This is a genomic window from Bacillus taeanensis (assembly GCF_003318295.1).
Classification (GTDB): Bacteria; Bacillota; Bacilli; order Bacillales; family UBA6769; genus Maribacillus; species Maribacillus taeanensis.
The window spans coordinates 80,826-102,186 of the sequence record NZ_QOCW01000016.1 but is presented as its reverse complement, the minus strand read 5'-3'; the positions used below and the strand labels follow the sequence as shown (position 1 = coordinate 102,186).

The 21,361-nt window shown below is 38.4% G+C and carries 19 protein-coding genes and 3 pseudogenes; 18 read left to right on the top strand and 4 right to left on the bottom strand.

Going from position 1 to position 21,361, the window contains the following annotated elements:
- Nucleotides 1-185 (top strand): transposase (locus DS031_RS24210; RefSeq protein WP_245947455.1); only part of this gene is annotated, 185 nt, incomplete at its 5' end.
- A gap of 548 nt (nucleotides 186-733) precedes the next feature.
- Nucleotides 734-1,330 (top strand): MSMEG_1061 family FMN-dependent PPOX-type flavoprotein, encoded by a 597-nt coding sequence (locus DS031_RS14995; RefSeq protein WP_113806881.1) that lies wholly within the window; start codon nucleotides 734-736, stop codon nucleotides 1,328-1,330.
- A 127-nt stretch (nucleotides 1,331-1,457) separates the two neighbouring features.
- Here DS031_RS14995 and DS031_RS14990 read toward each other — a convergent pair.
- Nucleotides 1,458-1,787 (bottom strand): annotated as a pseudogene (locus tag DS031_RS14990) (S-adenosylmethionine decarboxylase related protein); the annotation flags it as partial.
- 187 nt (nucleotides 1,788-1,974) lie between these two features.
- On the opposite strand from DS031_RS14990, the gene ggt reads away from it, so the two are divergent.
- From ggt to DS031_RS14975, 3 genes are read left to right on the top strand one after another with little or no spacing between them, the layout of a single operon-like run.
- Complete coding sequence (ggt, locus tag DS031_RS14985; protein WP_113806879.1) at nucleotides 1,975-3,585, top strand: gamma-glutamyltransferase; 1,611 nt, start codon at nucleotides 1,975-1,977, stop codon at nucleotides 3,583-3,585.
- 43 nt (nucleotides 3,586-3,628) lie between these two features.
- Entirely contained in the window at nucleotides 3,629-4,201 is a 573-nt protein-coding gene (locus DS031_RS14980; RefSeq protein WP_113806890.1) for a chromate transporter, read from the top strand.
- Nucleotides 4,198-4,731: a chromate transporter gene (locus tag DS031_RS14975; RefSeq protein ID WP_113806878.1), complete on the top strand. Its 534-nt coding sequence runs from the start codon at nucleotides 4,198-4,200 to the stop codon at nucleotides 4,729-4,731. The genes DS031_RS14980 and DS031_RS14975 overlap by 4 nt, the downstream gene beginning before the upstream one ends.
- Nucleotides 4,732-4,839: 108 nt before the next feature.
- Here the strand turns inward: DS031_RS14975 and DS031_RS14970 are convergent, their stop codons facing one another.
- Together DS031_RS14970 and DS031_RS14965 are read right to left on the bottom strand one after the other, a co-directional pair.
- Entirely contained in the window at nucleotides 4,840-5,028 is a 189-nt protein-coding gene (locus DS031_RS14970; protein WP_113806877.1) for a YjzC family protein, read from the bottom strand.
- 204 nt (nucleotides 5,029-5,232) lie between these two features.
- Nucleotides 5,233-6,750 carry an ATP-binding protein gene (locus DS031_RS14965; RefSeq protein ID WP_113806876.1) on the bottom strand — a complete coding sequence of 506 codons (1,518 nt, stop codon included), beginning with the start codon at nucleotides 6,748-6,750 and terminating at the stop codon, nucleotides 5,233-5,235.
- 655 nt (nucleotides 6,751-7,405) lie between these two features.
- On the opposite strand from DS031_RS14965, the gene DS031_RS14960 reads away from it, so the two are divergent.
- From DS031_RS14960 to DS031_RS24205, 11 genes and pseudogenes are all read left to right on the top strand, one after another.
- On the top strand, nucleotides 7,406-8,851 hold the full coding sequence (locus DS031_RS14960) for an MDR family MFS transporter (protein WP_113806875.1): 1,446 nt from the start codon (nucleotides 7,406-7,408) through the stop codon (nucleotides 8,849-8,851).
- A 193-nt stretch (nucleotides 8,852-9,044) separates the two neighbouring features.
- The gene (locus tag DS031_RS14955; RefSeq protein WP_113806874.1) at nucleotides 9,045-9,203 is read left to right on the top strand and encodes a BH0509 family protein; all 159 of its coding nucleotides are present in this window, start codon (nucleotides 9,045-9,047) and stop codon (nucleotides 9,201-9,203) included.
- A gap of 248 nt (nucleotides 9,204-9,451) precedes the next feature.
- Nucleotides 9,452-10,048 (top strand): YdcF family protein, encoded by a 597-nt coding sequence (locus DS031_RS14950; protein WP_113806873.1) that lies wholly within the window; start codon nucleotides 9,452-9,454, stop codon nucleotides 10,046-10,048.
- Nucleotides 10,049-10,172: 124 nt separating this feature from the next.
- A complete protein-coding gene (locus tag DS031_RS14945; RefSeq protein WP_113806872.1) occupies nucleotides 10,173-10,355 on the top strand; it encodes a hypothetical protein in 183 nt (60 codons plus the stop codon).
- Nucleotides 10,356-10,423: 68 nt separating this feature from the next.
- Nucleotides 10,424-11,545 carry an ethanolamine utilization protein EutH gene (eutH, locus tag DS031_RS14940; protein ID WP_113806871.1) on the top strand — a complete coding sequence of 374 codons (1,122 nt, stop codon included), beginning with the start codon at nucleotides 10,424-10,426 and terminating at the stop codon, nucleotides 11,543-11,545.
- 472 nt (nucleotides 11,546-12,017) lie between these two features.
- Nucleotides 12,018-13,568, top strand: a complete 1,551-nt coding sequence (gene nikA, locus DS031_RS14935) for a nickel ABC transporter substrate-binding protein (RefSeq protein ID WP_113806870.1) — start codon at nucleotides 12,018-12,020, stop codon at nucleotides 13,566-13,568.
- Between the two features lie 135 nt (nucleotides 13,569-13,703).
- Complete coding sequence (gene nikB, locus DS031_RS14930) at nucleotides 13,704-14,654, top strand: nickel ABC transporter permease (protein ID WP_113806889.1); 951 nt, start codon at nucleotides 13,704-13,706, stop codon at nucleotides 14,652-14,654.
- Entirely contained in the window at nucleotides 14,654-15,502 is an 849-nt protein-coding gene (gene nikC, locus DS031_RS14925; RefSeq protein WP_113806869.1) for a nickel transporter permease, read from the top strand. Before nikB ends, nikC begins: the two co-directional genes overlap by 1 nt.
- The gene (locus DS031_RS14920) at nucleotides 15,499-16,317 is read left to right on the top strand and encodes an ABC transporter ATP-binding protein (protein WP_113806868.1); all 819 of its coding nucleotides are present in this window, start codon (nucleotides 15,499-15,501) and stop codon (nucleotides 16,315-16,317) included. Before nikC ends, DS031_RS14920 begins: the two co-directional genes overlap by 4 nt.
- Complete coding sequence (locus DS031_RS14915) at nucleotides 16,314-17,084, top strand: ABC transporter ATP-binding protein (RefSeq protein WP_113806867.1); 771 nt, start codon at nucleotides 16,314-16,316, stop codon at nucleotides 17,082-17,084. Before DS031_RS14920 ends, DS031_RS14915 begins: the two co-directional genes overlap by 4 nt.
- Before the next feature lie 15 nt (nucleotides 17,085-17,099).
- Nucleotides 17,100-17,294 (top strand): annotated as a pseudogene (locus DS031_RS24205) (MATE family efflux transporter); the annotation flags it as partial.
- A gap of 271 nt (nucleotides 17,295-17,565) precedes the next feature.
- Here the strand turns inward: DS031_RS24205 and ystJ are convergent.
- A complete protein-coding gene (gene ystJ / locus DS031_RS14900; RefSeq protein ID WP_113806888.1) occupies nucleotides 17,566-18,786 on the bottom strand; it encodes an NADP-dependent malic enzyme in 1,221 nt (406 codons plus the stop codon).
- A 272-nt stretch (nucleotides 18,787-19,058) separates the two neighbouring features.
- Between ystJ and DS031_RS14895 the strand changes: the two genes are divergently transcribed.
- Nucleotides 19,059-19,667 carry a hypothetical protein gene (locus DS031_RS14895; protein ID WP_245947451.1) on the top strand — a complete coding sequence of 203 codons (609 nt, stop codon included), beginning with the start codon at nucleotides 19,059-19,061 and terminating at the stop codon, nucleotides 19,665-19,667.
- Nucleotides 19,668-19,841: 174 nt separating this feature from the next.
- A pseudogene (locus DS031_RS14890) lies at nucleotides 19,842-21,220 on the top strand (PepSY-associated TM helix domain-containing protein).
- The last annotated feature ends 141 nt before the right edge of the window (nucleotides 21,221-21,361 follow it).

Below are 21,361 nucleotides of genomic sequence, written 5' to 3'. Positions count from 1 at the left end.
GTGGAAACCGCAAAAAACGAAGCCATCGAATGTATCATTGTCCATGCGGGTATAAGGAACACCGTGATCTTCATGGCGCAAGGAACATCCTCACCAAACATCTGTATGGGAAAATGATTTATTATCCGCTCCATGATCCCATGTATATAAGACCAACGTATCTACGACCTGCAGTTTCAGCTTAAGAAGACCTTTTTCTGCTGGAAGGAAGTAGTAGACGGGCAGAACCGCCCCTTGTCCGTTGTGAAACGCACAAGTTGCCTACGGTGGCAGTTTTCTGTCGGGAGACACGAAACGGAAAGACCACTATCCTCAAAAGGGATGTTTGATTCCAAGCACAAAGGCAGTGTTGATGACACTTGTTCCAGCTGGGACGGCTTTTGGACTTGGAAACTTCAAACAGGAAACCCCTTCCTCAAGCGCGAAGCGGTAGGGAGGGGAGGTTCATTCTCTACTCTCGCTTGAAGGCCCAGCAATCGCTGCGTCTTCTGTAAAAGATAACGCCTATAAAAATCTAAATTGATCTTTTTGTTAGGTAATATACGGAATTTGATATTCTAACTCATGAAATATGATAAAGTACGCTCTTATTGATGAGGGAAATAAGATTTTATTGAGCTCTGCCTTTTCTTCGTTTACAATAACACTATCTTTGAAAAAGAGTATGATAAATATCAATGGATCTCTATTAAATAGTTCACGATATTTAAAATCTTAAGGGTGGAAAACTTTTATGGAGAAAGTAGATTTTAGTAAAGAGGCAATTACGTCCGAGGAAGAGCTTCGAAATTTTGTTGGCACGCCTCATGAGTTAGTAAAGAAAAAAAGCATTTCAATTGTTGATGATCAGGCTAAACGGTTTATTTCAATGTCACCGCTTTTGTTTCTAGCAACATCTGATGCAGAGGGAAACTGTGACGTTTCACCGCGGGGCGATAATCCTGGCTCAATTGTTGTATTAAATGATCATCAATTAGTGATTCCAGATCGTCCTGGTAATAGGCGAGTAGATTCTATTTTAAATATTTTAACTAACCCGCATGTTGGTTTGCTTTTTGTAGTTCCGGGTCTAGAAGAAGTGCTGCGTATTAACGGAAGGGCGACAATTATAAAAAATAAGGATATTTTAAGTAAGATGAGTTTGAAGGGGAAAGCACCATCGATTGGGATAGGTGTAGATGTGGAAGCATGTTTTATTCACTGCACACGGGCATTGCATAAATCAAAAATTTGGAATCCTGAGAAATGGCCAAACAAGGAAGAGGTTCCGTCCATGATGGAGATTTTTCATGCGCATTTAAAGATCAATGGTGTAAAAATAAAAGAGTAAAGCGGATTTAACAATTTAAAAAGCTGACTAAGAATGTTCTCTTAAATGAGAGTTTTTAGTCAGCTTTTTTTATTTAAAGTTATTGAAGGTGAAAAAACAGTTAACTAAAAGGGGAGTTAGCTGTTTTTTACATTTCATTCATTCTCTCATGTAAAAAACCATCAGAACCTTTATTTTCGCCAACAATAAAGTCTTTCATATGATATGTTACATATTCGCCGTAACGGCTGTTTGTTTGTGTTAATAACTCATCAACATAATAAACCCCCGTTGAAAGAGTGTCTAAAAGTAAGCTGGCGAGTCCTGCATATACACCGCAAGCTACTTGAAAACAGGTAGCATTTGTTTTATATTTTGGAAAGATCTCACTGCTTTTCATTGTATTATACATGTATTTTTCATAATCATTATACACTAAAAGGACACCAACAAGATCTTCTCCTTCTACTTCTCCTAAGGAAGGGTCAATTACTTGCTGTTTTTGTCTTTTCGTCATGTAGACAGTCCCTTAACCAACTATTTATAGAGAGGATATTTTTAGGTTTAACAAAATATTGGAAACGATTGCTGGTGCGTTTTATAATTGAATAGTAGATTGCTGAAAAGAAGTATAAATGTAATGTCTAACGATGTTGGGGGAGCTTATGAACAATAATCCATTGGTTTATCCGTATTCATCGCAGCGCATGGCCGTTTACGCAAAAAACGGCATGGTTGCCACATCTCAGCCTCTTGCTTCACAGGCGGGACTTGATATGCTCAAAAAAGGAGGAAATGCGATTGACGCGGCAATTGCGACCGCGGCATGCTTAACTGTTGTGGAACCAACCTCAAACAGTCTTGGCGGCGATGCATTTGCGCTCGTTTGGACAAAAGGAGAGCTGCATGGTTTAAATGCAAGCGGACCGGCACCAAAAGCTATTTCAATGGAGAAGTTAAAAGAAAAAGAGATTAATGAAATGCCAAAGCACGGCTGGGTGCCGGTTACTGTACCGGGAGCGCCGGCAGCTTGGACAGCATTGTCAAAACGGTTTGGGAAGCTGCCGTTTAAAGAAGTGTTAAAGCCTGCGATTCAATATGCGGAAGAGGGCTATCCAATTTCACCGACACTCGGTCGCTTTTGGCAAAAAGCGTACAATCAATTTCAATCTTCACTCACTGATGAGCTCTTTTCAGAATGGTTTCGGGTGTTTGCGCCAAAAGGACGCGCTCCTGAAATTGGTGAAGTTTGGTCTTCAAAAGGTCATGTAGCAACACTTTCAGCAATCGCCGAAACAAATGCCGAAGCTTTTTACCGCGGTGAAATTGCTGAAAAAATCGCTGCTTTTTCAAAAGAAACAGGAGGTTATCTTCGTAAAGAAGATTTAGCATCTTATGAGCCGGAATGGGTGAAGCCAATTTCTATTTCCTACAAAGACTATGATGTATGGGAAATTCCGCCAAACGGCCAAGGCTTAATTGCACTAATGGCATTTAATATTTTAAAAGGCTTTGATTTTACCGAAAAAGATAGTGTTGAAACGTATCATAAGCAAATCGAAGCGATGAAGCTTGCCTTTAGTGATGGACAAAAATATATTACTGAACAAAGCCATATGACCGTATCTGTTGAAGATATGCTTTCAGAGCAGTATGGTGCCCTTCGCAGGTCGTTAATTGGAGAAAAAGCGCTTTTACCTGAGGCGGGAAAACCTGATGCATGCGGAACTGTTTATTTAGCGGCCGCTGATTCTGAAGGCAATATGGTTTCGTTTATTCAAAGCAGTTATATGGACTTTGGATCTGGCGTAACAGTACCCGGTACAGGCATCATCCTGCAAAACCGCGGTCATAATTTTTCGCTTGATTCAAATCATGTGAATTGTCTTGAGCCCGGCAAAAAAACGTATCATACGATTATTCCCGGCTTTCTGACAAAAGGGAAAACGCCGATCGGCCCGTTTGGCGTAATGGGCGGATTTATGCAGCCGCAGGGACATGTGCAGGTCATGATGAACATGATTGACTTTAAGCTAAATCCGCAGGCGGCCCTTGATGCGCCGAGATGGCTTTGGACACATGAAAAAACGGTTGAAGTTGAACATAGCTTGCCGCTTCATATTACGCAAGCTTTAATGAGAAAAGGACATGATATAAAAGTAACGGCTGATCCTGCTGTTTTTGGGCGCGGGCAAATTATTTGCCGTGATCCGGACTCAGGTGTATTAGTCGGCGGAACAGAAGCGCGGACAGATGGCGGTATTGCTTCATGGTAAGAAACCACAAGCGTTCTTATTTTGTAAAAAAGGAAATGATGAAATGAAACAATGGCAGCTTTTTCTCGCATTTTTTCGAGTCGGTATGTTAGGCTACGGCGGCGGGCCGTCTTCAATTCCACTTGTTCATAAGGAAGTTGTAGAAAAATATAAATGGATGAATGCTGATGAATTTAGCGATGTACTTGCACTTGGCAATACACTGCCAGGTCCAATTGCAACGAAAATGGCTGGTTATATCGGCTACCGTGTTGGTGGAGTAATTGGAATGATTAACGGAGTGGTGGCGACTATTTTACCGACAATTGTGTTAATGATTGTGTTGTTAACATCGCTTTCTTCTTTTAAAGATCAGCCGTGGGTTGCAGGTATGACCAAAGCGGTTGTACCTGTTGTCGGTGTGATGCTTGCGGTGTTAACGTGGCAGTTTTTTAAAAAAGCAAACACGGATTTAGGAATGGTCCCGAGTGTTCTGTTAATGGTAGGAAGTGTAATTCTCATTGAAGGAATAGGCTTGCATCCAGGAATTTTAATTGCTGTTCTTCTTCTTGCTGCCCTTTTAAAAAGAGATCAGCCGAACAAGGAAGAAAAAGCTGAAAGGAAAGAGTTTGTATGATTTATTGGCAAATATTTTTAGCGTTTTTCATTCCCGGAATTGTCGGCTATGGCGGCGGCCCTGCCTCGATTCCGCTTGTTGAAAATGAAGTGGTTGACCGCTACGGCTGGTTAACTGTTGAAGAATTTAGTGAAGTGCTCGCACTCGGCAATGCACTTCCTGGTCCGATTGCGACAAAAATGGCTGGCTATATTGGCTATGAGCAGGGCGGTGTGCTCGGCGCTTTTGTTGGTGTATTTGCAACGGTTGCCCCATCGCTTATTTTAATGGTCATGCTTTTAGGACTTTTATATAAATTTAAAGATTCACCGAAAGTTAAGCGAATGACGATGCTGATTCGTCCGACAATTGCCGTCCTGCTTGGCGTGATGGCGTATCAATTTTTTACAAGCTCATATGAAGGAGCAGGTGTATGGCAGACACTTTTCTTAGTCATCGCAAGCTTTGTATTAATGGAAAAATTGAAAGTGCATCCTGCTTTTGTAATTGTTGGCGCACTTGGATACGGCGCGATTTTCTTAGCGGGTTAAAATCAATTCCTTTTATTTAATATATTAAAATACTAAAAGCCTAAAAGCCTCCAAGGAAATTCCTTTGGAGGCTTTCTAACCGATAAGATTGCTTAATCCTGCATGCTGTTATTCAGACTTTTGCCAATAAGCTGATTCTTTGCTTGAACGTAACGGAGGGAATGTATCCCCGCTTTCTAAGCGAATTTCTTTTTCGTCACTCGTTGGATTAGCGTTGCTGTGAGATTCTGCTAAACCAACAAATTCATAAGTGCCTGTTTCCGGTGCTTGTTCGCCAGTTTTAAAACGGTTAGCCATTAGTATCCTCTCCTTTTGTGTAATGTGTTTTACACTTGTGATTTAACCGGATTTTACGAATACTAAACATTAAACAATAATAAAACAATATTTTAGTATAAAAGTCACAGTGAAGAAATAACGAAACAAGGCCGTATCTTATCTAATAAATGATAGAGTACAGCATTGTTTCGTTAAATAAATGATTGAAATTTTTACATGCTATTAATTTTGCTCTGTTATTAGCGGGATGTTAATTTCAACTTCAGTTCCTTCATTAGGCTTACTTTTAATTGAAATATCTCCATTATATGTTTGGATAATTCGTTTACAGACTGCTAATCCCAAACCGGTACCATCCTGTTTCGTAGTAAAAAAAGGATGAAACACTTGATCTAATACTTTTTGAGGCATTCCAGATCCATTGTCTTTCACACGTATGATGCAAGCATCCTCTCTTTTTTCTAGGTGAATCGTTAATTTTCCGCCATTTTCCATAGATTCTAAAGAGTTTTTTGTTAAATTAAGAATCACTTGTTTGAGGTGATCTTTCACACATAAAATAGGCAAAGGCGTATTTGAAGGATAAATGTTTAACTCTACATTTTTATAATTAGCCTCTGATTGAATAATTGGCGCTATTTCTCTTATGATGTCATCCGCATTATATGATTTCAATGTATATGCTGTAGGCTTTCCAAGCATTAATAGTTCACTAACAATACTATTAATGCGCGTGATTTCTCCTTGAATCACTTCAAAATAAAATTGATCTTTTTCATCTTTATGTTTTTCGCTTAAAAGCGTGATTAACCCTTTAATGCCTGTTAAAGGGTTTTTAATTTCGTGCGCTGTACTCGCGGCAAGATTTCCAACTAATTCAAGCTTTTGGTTTTCATTTTGTTCTTTTTCAAGTTTTACTTGGTATTTTAATAAAAAATATTGAAGCAATAAAAATAAAATATTTGTAATAATAAAGGTAATTCCTAACGATTGAAGAAAGGATTTTTTGTATATGTTTCTTTCTTCTGGTATTACGCTAGCTGTAATGATCCAAGGGACTTTCTCAGCATGTGTACGAGCAGTAAGTGATTGTCCCTCAACAATAGGGGATTTGGACTGCATTAAGTTTTGCCCTGCAGCATCTGTTACAGAAATCAATTCATCTGTTACAAATTGATTAATCGTTTCTTCAATTTTGTCGAATCGCAAGCTGGCGAGCACGACACCTTGTATTTGTTCCTTATCGACCACAGGGGTAGCAATTGTAATAATAAAACGCCCTGTAACTCGACCGAGGTGTGCTTCTGAAATACTTGTTTGCCCCGTTTTTAATGCTTGTTGAAAGTAATTACGATCCAAAACATTAATTGGAGAAAACATTTCATTCGAACTAATCAATAGATCTCCATCAGGGTTGGCCCAATAGAAGCCGGAAAAGCGAATATCCTTGTCATGTGTTCTCTTTAGAATTTCTTCCACACCGCTTAAATCATGGCTCTGGACTTGAATTAACGTCGCAAGCATTTCGACACGTCCAATTGTGCCGCCAATAAAATTGTCTATATGTTTGGCATGGAAATTAGCATACTGCTCTGCTTTATTTGTATACTGGTTTTCAATTTGTTGAATGTTTTGCTGTGCAAAGAGATGGCTGATAATAAGAGATGGTATAACGGTCATTATAATATAAATAAGCCATTTTTTATTAGAAAATGATTTGAAAATCCATTTAAAATTCAAACTGATTTTCTCCTTTAAGTAGTATAAGTGATTCAATTAATCTATTTATTTTATCATCTACATAATTATATATTAATAGCATATTTTTACGGATATTAATATATATAACTTCAACTTAATTTGTCGACATTGTGTTAATTTTGTAGAATTTGTATTAAGTTCCACACCAAGAATGTTTATCCTTTATATTTATATAGAAAATTTATGGATAATAATGGTTGACAGCTGGAGGATTTCATCATACTATAAAATTGAATTTATGAAAGAAGGGAACGGTACATCGCCAATGAAGCAGTAATCCTATTCTTTAGACATATTTTTAAAACTTCATGTTAAAAAATATATTTTGTCTAGATAGGATTAGTCTGTTCATTTTAGGTGCTTTTTTCATAACGAAAGAATACTTAACCTTTTATTTCATGCTGTTTTTATGAAAAGGGAAGCTTCTTTCTTTGTGCCTGCATACTACGCTTAATCCTCTCTAGCAAACTAGGGAGGTTTTTTTATGCTGTTAAAAAAGAAGAAAAAACTACTATAGCGAATAGCGAATGATCTAATAGAATCTTGTCTAATTTTATTGAGTTACTCTCTTGTAATTAAAGATAAAAGGGAAATAAAGGTACTTCCTTATATTAAAAATGTTGGAGGAAGCATTATGGAAACGAATATTAATGCAAAAGCAATATTTATTACTTTTTTAATTGGTGCATTTTTTGCGATTTTAAACGAAACGTTGCTTAATATTGCGTTAACAGAATTAATGGATGTATTTAAAATTGATACGCCTACTGTACAGTGGTTGGTTACTGGATTTATGCTCGTAATGGGAGTATTAATGCCTGTTTCGGCATTATTGATTCAATCGTTTACAACAAGGCAGATGTTTATTGGGGTTATGACGATTTTTTTAAGTGGAACAGTACTTGCTGGATTTTCCATAAACTTTCCAATGCTGTTAACGGGAAGAATGATCCAAGCGGCAGGGACGGGTTTACTGCTTCCAATTATTATGAATGCTTTGCTGTTGCTTTATCCTCCTGATGTACGCGGAAAAATGATGGGAACATTTGGGTTAGTGATTATGTTTGCGCCTGCACTCGGTCCAACGTTATCAGGGGTTATTGTTGACTTTTTAGGATGGCGCTGGCTGTTTTTATCAGTAATTCCATTTGCACTCTTTTCGATTTTATTTGCCCTAAAATATTTACAAAATGTTGGGGAAGTTACACGTCCTAAAGTAGATAAGCTCTCGATTATTCTTTCTAGCGTTGGAATAGGTGGTCTTGTATATGGATTCAGCAGTGTTGGAGAAAATGAAGGGGGCGCTTTATCAATTACCGTTGTTGCGGTTATAACAATTAGCATCATTAGTTTGATTGGATTTGTACGGCGTCAAATGAAGTTAGAAGAGCCATTATTAGATGTACGTGTGTTTAAATACAAAGATTATGCACAGGGCATCATTATTTTTGTAATTGTCATTATGGCGCTGTTTGCTTCTGAAATTGTAATGCCGATGTACTTGCAAGGTCCGCTCGGGTTTGAGGCAAAGATGACTGGTTTAATGCTTCTGCCGGGAGCTTTATTAAGTGGTCTATTGTCACCTGTAATGGGCACGTTGTTTGATAAGTATGGACCAAGAAAATTAATTATTCCAGGGATGATCTTATTAGTTGGAGTAATGATGTTGTTTAGTAATATTAATGATTCAATCCCGGCATGGTCATTTGTTATCGCTTATATTATTTTAATGCTTGGGATAACAGCGATTATGATGCCGTCTCAGACGAATGCGCTGAATGCATTACCGGTTCATTTATATCCGCATGGAACAGCTATTGCTACGACACTGCAGCCGATCGCAGGAGCGCTTGGCGTTTCGGTTTTTGTCAGCATTATGTCTCAAGGGAGAAACGCTTATATTAATAATTATCCTGGTTCTGTAACAGAGCAAACCTTAAACGATGCGATGACAGTTGGTGTTCATCATGCATATTGGTTTGCACTTGGATTAAGTATTGTAGGATTTCTCATCGCTTTGTTTATTAAAAAAGCGATAGCTCCAGATTTTGATAAAAATAGTGTTCGTTCACATAGTTAGGCAATGAAACGCTAGCGGCCAAATTTTTGTTACTTCTGTAAGGAATGTGGTCGCTTTTTTTGTTTCATCTCAAAATCATATTAGTTTTGATCAATTGAGCGAATAATGATGTTGGATTGTTATGTATATTCATCCTATAATAAAACTATCAAAAGAAAGCGATTACAAAAATCGCCGATAAGGAGGAGTAGCAATGGGTCAACAAGTACGAAATCACATGGTCGAGTTTCTTTGCAGCAAAACAACAATGGTGGCTGAAAAAGTATTAAAAATGACGGACGCGGAGATTGAGTACTACCACTGGCTCTACTCCGATGATGACAACAGCGGTGATTATGTAAGAGTTCATTAAAAAAGAATAAGAGAATGCTATATAAAAGAAGCTCTTTGTGTCCTTCACAAAGGGCTTTTTGTATGCTGATAGTTTCGTTTAATAAAGGTCCATTCATGAGATTACAGGACAGCATTAAATTACTTTATATAGAAGACAATATTATGAAACAGCGCCTATCTTCCATGGTAAAATATAGGTGCTGTTTTTTATGAAGTGAGATGATTGTGAAATGACAAGAACAGTAATTGATATAAGGATTGATTAAAATGTTAAAAAAGATTTTAGTTAGACTAGCTGTAAGTATGATCGCAGCTTTTCTTATTTTCATAGGGTATTCAGCCTACAGCATTTGGACGTTCAGCTCTAAAAATCAACTAGTGAAGACTGATGCTGCTGTTGTGCTGGGAGCGGCTGTTTGGGAAGAAGAGCCATCACCTGTTTTTCGTGAACGAATTCATCACGCTGTTTGGCTTTATGAAAATGGTTATGTTGATAAAATCATCTTTACTGGCGGTAAAGCTGAAGGAGATGCCTACGCTGAATCGGAAGCTGCGAGAAATCACGCCATTAAAAATAATGTGAATGAGAAAGATATTTTTATTGAAATAAAATCAAAAATTACTGAAGAAAATCTCGAATACGCGTATGAGGTTGCTTCTGAAAATAATCTAAACACCTTTACAATCGTAAGTGACCCCCTGCATATGAAAAGGGCAATGGTAATGGCGAAAAATAAGGGAATGGAAGCATACTCCTCACCGACGCAAACTTCTTTATATAAGACGTTAAACAGCAAGGTTCCTTTTTTATTTCGAGAGTTGTTTTTCTATATCGGTTATATGCTAACTCTACCTTTTAGATGATGAATATTAAGTGTTGTCTTTTGAAACATTTGAGCGGTAGAGAATAGCTGCTCTTTTTTCTTTGCTGCAAAATAATGATGATTTTCATTTCAAAATAGTGATAAAGTAGATTGGAGGAGAAAAAATGTCAGTTTTTTTCGTTTGGTTGTTATTAATCATTTTCGGAGGAATTGGCGGCATTGCGATTTGCAGTGTTTTTGAAGGAAATGAAGTGTTTTCCGGCTATACAGCGATGTTGGGGATGATCGTTACGTTGTTAAGCGGGATTTTTGTGCAGTTAAATTTGTTGCACCGAGATAAACAGTAGGTAGTGAGTTTATCAGTGCCTTATTTAATAGATTGTAAGTAAAATTTTAATAAAGTTGGAGATTGAAAATGGGAATTAATGATATTATTATTTTCATCGTAATCGGCTTTTTTTGTTTAGGTGCTCTAGATAAACTTATCGGAAATAAACTAGGATTAGGACAGCGTTTTACAGACGGATTTATGACAATGGGATCGCTCACACTTGCGATGGTTGGCATTATCTCATTAGCACCGGTGCTTGCTGCGATTCTAACACCGATTATCTCACCTGTTTATGGATTAGTCGGCGCAGATCCTGCTGCATTTGCGAATACATTGTTAGCGCTTGATATGGGCGGGTATGCGTTAGCTGAAGAAATGGCGCAAAGCAAGGATGCTGAGCTGTTTTCATGGGTGTTTTTAGGAACAATGATGGGACCGACGATTGTTTTTACAATTCCGGTTGGACTGGGGATTATCGCAAAAAAAGATCAACCATTTTTTGCGAAAGGTATTTTGTTAGGGTTAATTACGGTGCCAATTGGCTGTTTCGTTGGCGGAGTTACTGCTGATTTAAATATGATGGTTATTATAAAAAATCTCATTCCAACAATTATCTTGTCTATTTTTATTTCGATTGGATTATGGAAGTATACAGAAAAAATGATTACAGGATTTTCTGTTTTCGCAAAGTTTATTGATATTATTGCGATTATTGGGCTTGCTGCCATATGTGTGGAGACATTCACAGGCTTTGTTGTAATCCCAAACATGACACCGCTCATGGAGGGAATTGAAATTGTGGCGATGATTGCGGTGTTTCTTGCAGGTGCGTTTCCGATGGTTACTTTTATCACATTTCTCTTTAAAAAACCGCTTCGGAAAATGGGAGCCTTGCTAGGAATTAATGAAACAGCAACAGCTGGTTTATTAGCATCTCTCGCTCATAATATTCCGATGCTGGCTCTTCTTAAAAATATGGATTCAAGAGGCAAAGTAATTAATGTTGCTTTTGCCGTGAGCGGTGCTTTTGTCTTTGGCGCACACTTAGGTTTTACAGCTGGCGTTAATAAAGAAATTGTGTTTGCGATGATTGTTGGAAAACTTGTTGGTGGACTTAGTGCGGTTTTATTAGCAGTTATTGCTACTCAAAAAAGAGTTGAGAGACCGCATAACGTTGATTTTAATAAATCTGTAAAAGACGCTTGAGAATTTAGGTTTCGATAATCTGTTTGAAGAAGAAATTTCTAAAAGTTTTGAGACAGATGAATGGTTTAAGCATAAGTCATTCCTATTGAAAGGATATAAAAATTTAATAAGGAACATTAACTTATAAGAAAACGCAGGTATTCTCGGGACTCCTGCGTTTTTTCCATGCTTAAAGAGGAGTACTGCGAACATTCTTGATAGAGTTTTAGTTTTCTAACAATAATAAATCATAATTGTTACGATTTATTATTGACGATTTATACGACTTTATGTATAGTTTTAAAGTATAAATCATAATGATTACGATTTAAAGTTACATATATCTATAAATCTATTTCTATGTAGGGTTCGTTCAATTTATAAATCGTAATGATTCCAATTTATCGAGAGGTAGGTGTTTTAGCTGAAAGAGAAATTTTCTAAATGTTAGCAGCGAGAAGAAAAAATTAAAAACCAAGGAGCGGAGTAATAAATGGTTAAAAAACAATCCATTTCTTATTTAATTTTTGCTGTAATTCTCATATTTGTTACGGCTTGTAATAATGAGAAGGTTTCAGGAATAAACGAAGAAGGATCAAGTACCTCTTCTAAGACAGAGGAGAAGTCAGTAACACTGCTGTTTAGTTTTGCATCTAAAACGATTGATCCTCATCAGGACTGGATGGGTGTACGTGCTGGAATTGCGGAGACGTTAGTGAAAATTGATGGAAATTTAGAAATTCAACCGTGGTTAGCACATGGTTGGGAGCAAAAAGATGAGAGAACATGGACATTTACAATTAAAGATGGCGTGACATTTCATGATGGAACACCTGTTGACGGAGAAGCTGTCAAGGCATCATTTGAACGTGTGATGGATGTGAATGATGCAGTTGCGTCCAGCTTAAAAATCGAATCAATGGAAGCAGACGGTCAAGACATAACGTTTGTAACGACAGAACCATATCCTGCGTTTCTTTCCGAACTTGTACATACAAATGCTTCTATTATAAAGACGGACGCTGAAAATATTAGTGAAAAGCCAATTGCTACGGGGCCGTTTAAAGTTGTTGATTTTACATCTGAAGCAGAAATTAAACTCGAAAAATACGAAGACTATTGGGATGGCGCTGCCAATTTAGATGAAGTGACAATTAAGTTTAATTCTGATGGAAATGTTCGTGCACTTGCTCTTCAATCAGGTGAAGCAGATCTTGCCTATCATTTACCTTCTGAAGCGTTAGAGCCGATTGAAACGAGCGAAAACCTTCGTGTTGAATCAGTTTCAAGTTTACGTGTTCATTTCCTTCTCTATAATGCGAACAAACCTGCACTGCAGGATGTAAGAGTTCGAAAAGCACTCGATTTACTCGTTAATCGCCCTGTCATGGTAAGTGAGGTTATGAATGGACACGCGACAGCAGCAAATGGACCGTTCAATCCTAACTTTGCTTTTGCGAGTGACACACAGCCAGAAAATTATGATCCAGAACAAGCAGAGCTTTTACTAAAAGATGCGGGCTATAAGAAAAATGAGAATGGAAAGCTGGAAAAAGTGGGAGACGTTCTAACGCTAACGCTGGCAACATATGAAGGAAGACCAGAACTTCCGCTAATGGCGCAATATTTACAGGCCGAAGCTGCTAATCTAGGAATTGATATTAATATTGTCACAGTTGAGAACATTGACAGTTATTTATGGGAGCAGGATGAGTGGGATATCGTCACATACTCTAATTTAACAGCTCCTCGGGGAGACGGCGGCTACTTCTTAAATACAGCTTATTTACCGGACGGTGCGTTAAATCCAGGTAAAATTCATATTCCGGAACTGAATGAACTGACGAAAGAGTTGAATGTGACAGCCGATCTTGAAGAGAGAATTACTCTGCAAAAGAAAGCGGCAGAAATCATTCAGAAAGAAGTTCCGCAATCATTTATTTTATATCCGCATATAATTGTCGGTGTGAATGAGCGTGTGAAAAACTGGAGTCCGGGCTCTGAAGAATATTATTTAATTACGAATAAAATGGATGTCGAGTAATTAAAAGAGGTTGACTCAAACATGCAGGGTTTATCCTTTTCATCATATTGTTGTATAGATGTGAAGGGGAGATTCTGTTGAGTCACCTTTTTTCTTGTTTGATTTAAGGAGTAGGAGGTTTGACAGGTGAATAAGATGAGAAATTTGTTGTCTATTATTGGATCGAGAATGCTTCAATTATTGATCGTCATGTTCGTTCTTTCTTTTGTAACGTTTTTATTAATGAAAATCACACCCGGTGATCCAATCCGAACGCTTTTAAAGGTAGACGATGTGGTTGCAACAAAAGCTGAAGAAGAAAAATTAAGGCAAGAATATGGTTTTAATGAACCGATTTTTGTTCAGTATAGTCAGTGGATTAGAAGTGCAGTGCAATTAGATTTAGGGAAATCGATTATTGCAAAAAGACCAGTTTTAGAAATGATCATGAGCAAATTACCAGCAACGGCTGCTTTATCAATCGGCGGCATGGTTGTACTTCTTCTTATCTCCGTTCCACTTGGAGTGTTAGGGGCTGTCTATGAAAATCGCTGGCCAGATTATGTGAGCAGGTGGTTAGCGATGGTAGGAGCTTCTATTCCAAGCTTTTGGCTTGGGTTAATTTTAATCTCTATATTTTCTGTAAAGCTTCAATTATTGCCGGTAATGGGAAAAGGGACGTTTGCTCACTTTGTGCTGCCGTCTATAACGCTCGGGGTGGCGATGGCTCCGATGTACATTCGCCTGCTGCGGGAAAGACTTATTGCTGTACTGCAGAGCTCGTATATTGAAGCGGCAAAAGCGAGAGGGCTTCGAAAAGAACGAATTCTTTTCTTTCATGCGTTAAGGGGAAGTCTTATTCCGCTCGTGACGATGTTTGGATTAAGTATCGGCAGTCTGCTTGGCGGAATAACGGTAATTGAAATGCTCTTTTCGTGGCCGGGAATGGGCGAACTTATTGTGAATGCGGTGATGGAGCGCGATTATCCGGTTATTCAAGGTTACATTTTAGTGGTTGGTGTTCTCGTTGTAATAACGAATCTGATCGTTGATTTAATGTATGTGGTCATCAATCCGCAAATACAGCAGGGGAAGGAGTCTATGTAATGGATGAAGCGCTAATGAAACAATCACGAGTTCTCCGTAATCCTAATATGGTAATTGGGTTATTTCTCGCTGTCCTTCTTTTAATTGTCACACTTTTTGGAGGAATACTCGTTCCTCATGATCCTTTTCAAATTGATATGAAAAATAGGTTGCAGGGTACATCAGCACAGCATTGGCTTGGAACCGATCAACTTGGTCGCGATGTGTTTGCGAGAATTGTCTATGGCGCAAAGCTAACAATTGGACTGGGAATGTTAGCAATACTACTCGCAGTATGTATCGGTGTTCCGATCGGTCTTTTTTCCGGTTACATAGGCGGAAAAATCGATGCTTTTTTTATGAGAATTATTGATGGGATTTTAGCTTTTCCTGATTTTATTTTAGCTGTTGCCATTGCCGGACTTTTAGGACCGAGTTTAACGAATATTATTATTGCGATTGTGTTAGTAAGATGGATTGTTTATGCTCGTGTTGTGCGGGGCTTAGTTCTTGCGGAAAAAGAAAAAGAGTATGTGCTCGTTTCAAAAATCTCTTATTCGAGTTCTTTTAAAACGATTCGTATGCATTTATTACCTCAAGTGATGCCGGACATTATTGTCATGGCGGCGATTGATGTAGGAAAAGTCATTTTACTTATTTCGGCCTTATCTTATCTTGGACTTGGTGCACAGCCGCCGATCCCGGAATGGGGAGCGATGCTTAATGATGGAAGAAGTTATTTTCAAGTGATTCCTTCTCTTATGATTTATCCGGGGTTTGCGATTATGATAACGGTGCTGTGCTGTAACTTATTAGGAGATGGATTGAAAAGTTATTTTGAAATCGGAAAAGGGAGCGATTATTTGTGAGTGAGCCTCTTCTAGCAATACAGAATTTGTGTATAAAAGATAAAGTTGGCGAAACGTCATTCCTGAAAAGCGTAAATATTGAGATAAGTAAGGGAGAAATTGTCGGCTTAATTGGTGAAAGCGGCAGTGGTAAAAGCTTAACAGCAAGAGCGATTATGGGACTTCTGCCGTTAGAAATGAAAAAAAGTGGGCGGATTATCTATCAAAATCAAAATCTGTTAACGCTGCCGTCAAAAGATCATCGCAAACTGCTTGGAAAAGAAATAGGGATGATTTTTCAAGATTACCGCGGCAGCTTTACTCCGTTTATTAAGGTTGGAAAACAGATCGTGGAAACGATTTGTACTCACCAATTCATTACAAAAAAAGAGGCAAAGAAGATTGCTTTTCAAGTTCTTGAGGAGATGGGGCTCGATTCAAAACGAGTTTATCGCAGCTATCCTTTTCAATTAAGCGGCGGACAAGTGCAGCGGGCAGCGATGGCAATGATTCTTGCTTTAAAACCGAGTTTACTAATTTGTGATGAAGTGACAACAGCATTGGACGTGATAAATGGTGAGAAAGTACTCAATTATATTGATAAAGTATGTCAGGAGACAGGTTGTGCAGTGCTGATGATTACTCATGATTTAGCGCAAGCGTATAAGCGAACAGATCGTCTATATGTGATGCAGCAGGGGGAAATCGTTGAAGAAGGTTTTCCAGAGCAAATTCGCTGTCATCATAAACATCCTTATACGAAAAAGTTATGTGCTTGTTTGCTTTCACTTCCTAAAGCTGACTCATTCCAAACAGAAAGAGTGAGTACCTTATGAGTTTAGTGATTAATCGTGTTTCAAAGGATTATTCGAAAAGTGTTACGGCTTTAAATGCGATTTCTTTTCAAGTGAACAGCGGAGAGGCAGTTGGAATAGTAGGTGAAAGCGGGAGCGGAAAAAGCACGCTTGCAAAAGTGCTATTAGGTTTAGAGTCATATAAAGAAGGAAGCATTACTTTTAACGGTAAACCAATCGCTCCGAAGAAACGAAGTCTTTTACGCGACTATCGTAAAAGCGTGCAGATGATTTTTCAAGATTCTGCCGGTGCTTTAAATCCGAAGCTGCCGATATGGAAAAGTATAATGGAGCCTCTCGATAACTTTAAAGAGGTTACGCCTTCTTTTTTAGCTGGGAAAAATCTTTCGAGAAAAGAAACTGCTGAAGTGCTTTTAGAAAGAGTCGGGTTGGACAAACAATTTGCTGAACGCTATCCAAGGGAATTAAGCGGCGGCCAAAAACAGCGCGTTAGTATCGCAAGAGCATTAAGCATTGAACCGTCACTGCTTATTTGTGATGAACCGACAGCAAGCTTAGACGTAACAGTGCAAGTTCACATTTTACATCTTCTGAAAGATCTGCAGAAGAAAATGAACATGACAATTCTATTTATCTCACACGATCTAAGATCTGTTACTTTTTTATGTAAAAAAGTGATTGTTCTTAGAAATGGATCGATTGTTGATCAGTTTGAACTTTCAGAACTATATCATCAGGACCGTCATCCTTATACAAAAGCGTTAATTCAAGCAGCGTCAATCCAGTAAGAAAAGGAGAACCATATGAAACCAGCAGTACCTTCTTTACAATTAACAAAACCTGTACCTTTTAGTCAGCGTCAATATTTAACACTGGCAATACCGCTAATTATCTCAGGTATTTCAACACCGCTGTTAGGAGCGGTTGATACAGCAGTCGTTGGACGAATTCCTGATCCCGCTTCAATTGGCAGCGTTGCAGTTGGAGGGGATTTTTTCTGGTGCAGCAGAAGCGCGCTCGATTCGAGATTCGATTGCTTTAGCACTAATCGTCTTTTTACTGACCATGTGGCTGTTCGTACCAAACTATGATAATCATGGAGTTTGGCTCGCGTTTACTTTGTTTAGTTTGGCGCGTTCTTTCTTTTTATCATTATTCGTCTCAAAATTAACACGCACAGCGTTTAGTTAATAGGTTACTAAATATGTAAGCCGACTCGGTACAAAAATTTTATTGAGTCGGCTTAACTATAATAAAGCGATTATTAATTTATCTCACGGAAACTTCTTTTTGAAAAGCAGTCAGTTTGCGTGTGTTTTCAGCAACTTCTTCAGGATCAACAGTTTTTGTCGCTGCACCTGTCACAATTGCCGCTTTTGCAACTGCTTTAGATACAGCAGGAGCAACACGTTCATCAAACGGTGCTGGAATTACATAATCTGGTGAAAGTTCGTCTTCAGAAACGAGTGATGCGATGGCGAGTACGGCTGCTGTTTTCATTTCTTCATTAATTTCTGTTGCGCGAACATCTAAAGCGCCGCGGAAAATGCCTGGAAATGCAAGGACATTGTTTACTTGGTTCGGAAAATCAGAACGGCCTGTCCCGATAACTCTAACGCCAGCTGCTTTTGCATCTTCCGGCATAATTTCCGGGATTGGATTTGCCATTGCAAACACAATTGGATCTTCATTCATTGTGTGTACCATTTCTTTAGTAAGAGCTCCTGCTGCTGATACGCCGATAAATACATCGGTACCAACGACCATGTCTTTTAATGTGCCTTCTTTATTTTCTTTATTTGTAAATTTGGCTACCTCTTCTTTTACACTGTTCATTCCATATGTACGGCCTTCAAAGATTGCCCCTTTTGTGTCGCACATAATAATATCATCAACACCAAAGCGGTTTAATAGTTTAATAATTGCAATGCCAGCAGCGCCCGCACCGTTAATAACAACTTTAATGTCGGAAATTTCTTTGCCAACAAGCTCTAATGCATTTAATAGACCTGCTGCTGTTACGATTGCAGTGCCGTGCTGATCATCGTGAAAAATTGGAATATTCGTTTCTTTTTTCAAACGCTCTTCAATAATAAAGCAGTTCGGTGCAGCAATATCTTCTAAATTTACACCGCCAAACGTTGGTTCTAGTAGTTTCACAGTTTGAATGATTTCTTCAACATCAGTTGTATTTAAACAAAGCGGGAATGCGTCTACACCTGCAAAGCTTTTAAATAAAACAGCTTTTCCTTCCATAACCGGAAGTGCGGCTTCAGGACCGATATTGCCAAGCCCAAGTACAGCAGTACCATCTGAAACTACCGCAACCATATTGCCTTTCATCGTATAGTCATACACTGTTTCACGATCTTGATAAATCTCTTTACAAGGTTCAGCAACTCCTGGTGAATAAGCAAGACTTAAATCTTTCGCATTTCGAACAGGTACCTTTGATTTTGATTCGATTTTCCCTTGATTAACACGGTGCATGTGTAAAGCTTCTTCACGCAAATTGTCCACTGCATTCACTCTCTTTCTTTTCCATTAAATTAAGTTAATAAATTGCATTTTGCTTATTTTGGAAAGCGCTTTTATTTATTAATGATAAGACGGACAAGTGATGATGTCTAATTTATAATTGGTATGGTTTTCATGCATTTTAGGTATAGATCGTTTGTGAAAATAAAAACATGTATAGCTGCAACTAAATTTTTGAAACTAAATGTTTTTTTCATAAGTTATATAACTGAGGAGGGTTAAAAATGATAAAAAAATGGATGATTGCATTTATAATGTTTGCATTGTTACTAGCAGGATGTGGAACAGGAAAAACGAGCGACAATGCTGCTTCTAACGGAGATGCTGTGAATAACAGCAAGAAAGAGGAAAGAGTTAAAGCAGAAGTAACAGAAGGAGACTTTGTGTACCGTCTTGTTTCGGAAAAAGAAATCTATCAAGATAGTGAAGACGTCAAACTATATGCAGAGCTTGAGTATGTCGGCGATCAAGAAGAAATTAAAATCTATCATGCAGCGTCACCTTTTTATTTCCCGATCGTTGAAAAAACACGAAATTATAATATTGAATATGCGATGAATGAGCCGCTGCTGACAACAACGCTCGAAAAAGGAAAACCGTTTCGTGAAGAATATCGGGGTGGAGGTGCCTATGGTTCACAGGACGAACAAGATTATGTAGAGTTTATGAAAGACTTTATGGAAAACGGCTTTCCAGTTGGTGAGTATACGGTAAATGGGTTTGCAGATTTTTTTATTGAAGCGAATGAACATGATAAAAAGGCTGAAGAAAAGCTTGAAGACAAAGAGAAATATAAGATGCAAGCCCAAATTGAGTTTGAAGTGGTAGAATAAGATTTTAAATAGAATGTTAAAGAGCCTGAAATTCCATCCAGGCTCTCTTTCTGCTGTTTGTTCATCAATTCTTCACAAAATAAAAAGAGTGAATTTCGTACTTTCTTCACAACTCTTCCTTATGATCAATCTAGCATACTAGTTTACTACTTAAAGAAAGAGGAGTCGTGAAAAATGGGAGAGGCTCAACTAGAAAAGACAGTGGAAAATCAAAAGAGAACGAACACATCTCTTTATAAAACAGCATGGAGATGGCATTTTTATGCGGGGATCATTTTTGCACCGTTTCTCATTATTTTAGCAATTACTGGAGCGGTTTATTTGTTTAAACCGCAAATTGAGCAGGTGATGTATAAAGCTTACTACGAGGTAACACCGCAGGGAGAAAAAATGTCACCGTCTGAACAAATTGAAACGGTGAAAGAGCTGTATCCTGATGCGATCATTACAAAATATCGACCGGGAGAAAATAAGGCGCGTTCGAGTGAAGTAGGTGTTAGGACGAGTGATGGTTCATTTACAGTATTTATCGATCCGTACACAGGGAAGTCGCTTGGCGAGCTATCTGGTGATGAGAAAATTATGAATAAGATTGAAGAAATTCACGGTGAACTTATGGTAGGTACACTTGGTGATCGCATTGTCGAGCTTGCAGCATGCTGGGCGATTGTATTAATCGTAACAGGACTTTATTTATGGTACCCAAAAAAGAAAAAAGGCTTAGCTGGCGTGATTTTTCCGAGAATTCATAAAGGAAGTAAAGTGTTTCGCAGAGATTTACATGCGGTACCAGCGTTTTGGGTAACAGCGGGGATGTTATTTTTAATCATGACAGGTCTTCCTTGGTCAGGTTTTTGGGGCAGTAATTTTCAGTCGATCGCTACAAATTCAGGTGCTGGCTATCCGCCTTCAATTTGGGGGGGGGGAGAAGCGCCAACTTCAACGGTGAAAGCAAAAGATGTTGCTGATGTCCCTTGGGCTGCTGAAAACTTAGATGTGCCAATTTCCGATTTGCAGGGCTTTGTACCGCTGTCAATGGATGAAGTGGCTGCAATTGCCGATCGTGAAGGCATTCACCCAAGCTACAGTGTGTATATTCCTGAAAGTAAGGAAGAGGTGTCTATACAATCTCTGTATTCCCACCAAAAGCACAGGACGAGGCAACGATGCATATTGACCAATACTCAGGTGCTGTGCTTGCCGATTATCGCTATGACAACTACGGTTTTATCGCAAAAGCTGTTGCTTGGGGAATTACGCTTCATACAGGCACACAGTTTGGTTTGATTAACCAATTAATTAGCTTACTTATTTGTTTAGGCATTATTCTCGTTGCATTAAGCGGTTTTTACTTATGGTGGAAACGAAAGCCGGAAAAAGGGTTAGGAGCACCAGAAGCGCCGGCCATTAAAAAAATGAAAGTACTGCTTTTTATTATGATTGTTTTAGGAATTATCTTTCCGCTCGTTGGATTATCACTTCTTGTTGTCTTTTTAATTGACTGGCTTCTAATCCAGCGAATTTCTTCTGTGAAGAACTTTCTAAATGCCTAATTTGACGTGTAAAGGATGTTTGCGACGGTGAAAAAACAAATTATTTTCTTTTTAACGAAATTCAGCCAGAAGTCCCCTTCCTCAAAAATTCGATGGAATTTTAGGTGGGGGATGAATGGCGCTTTTTTGTTTTTGTGCGCA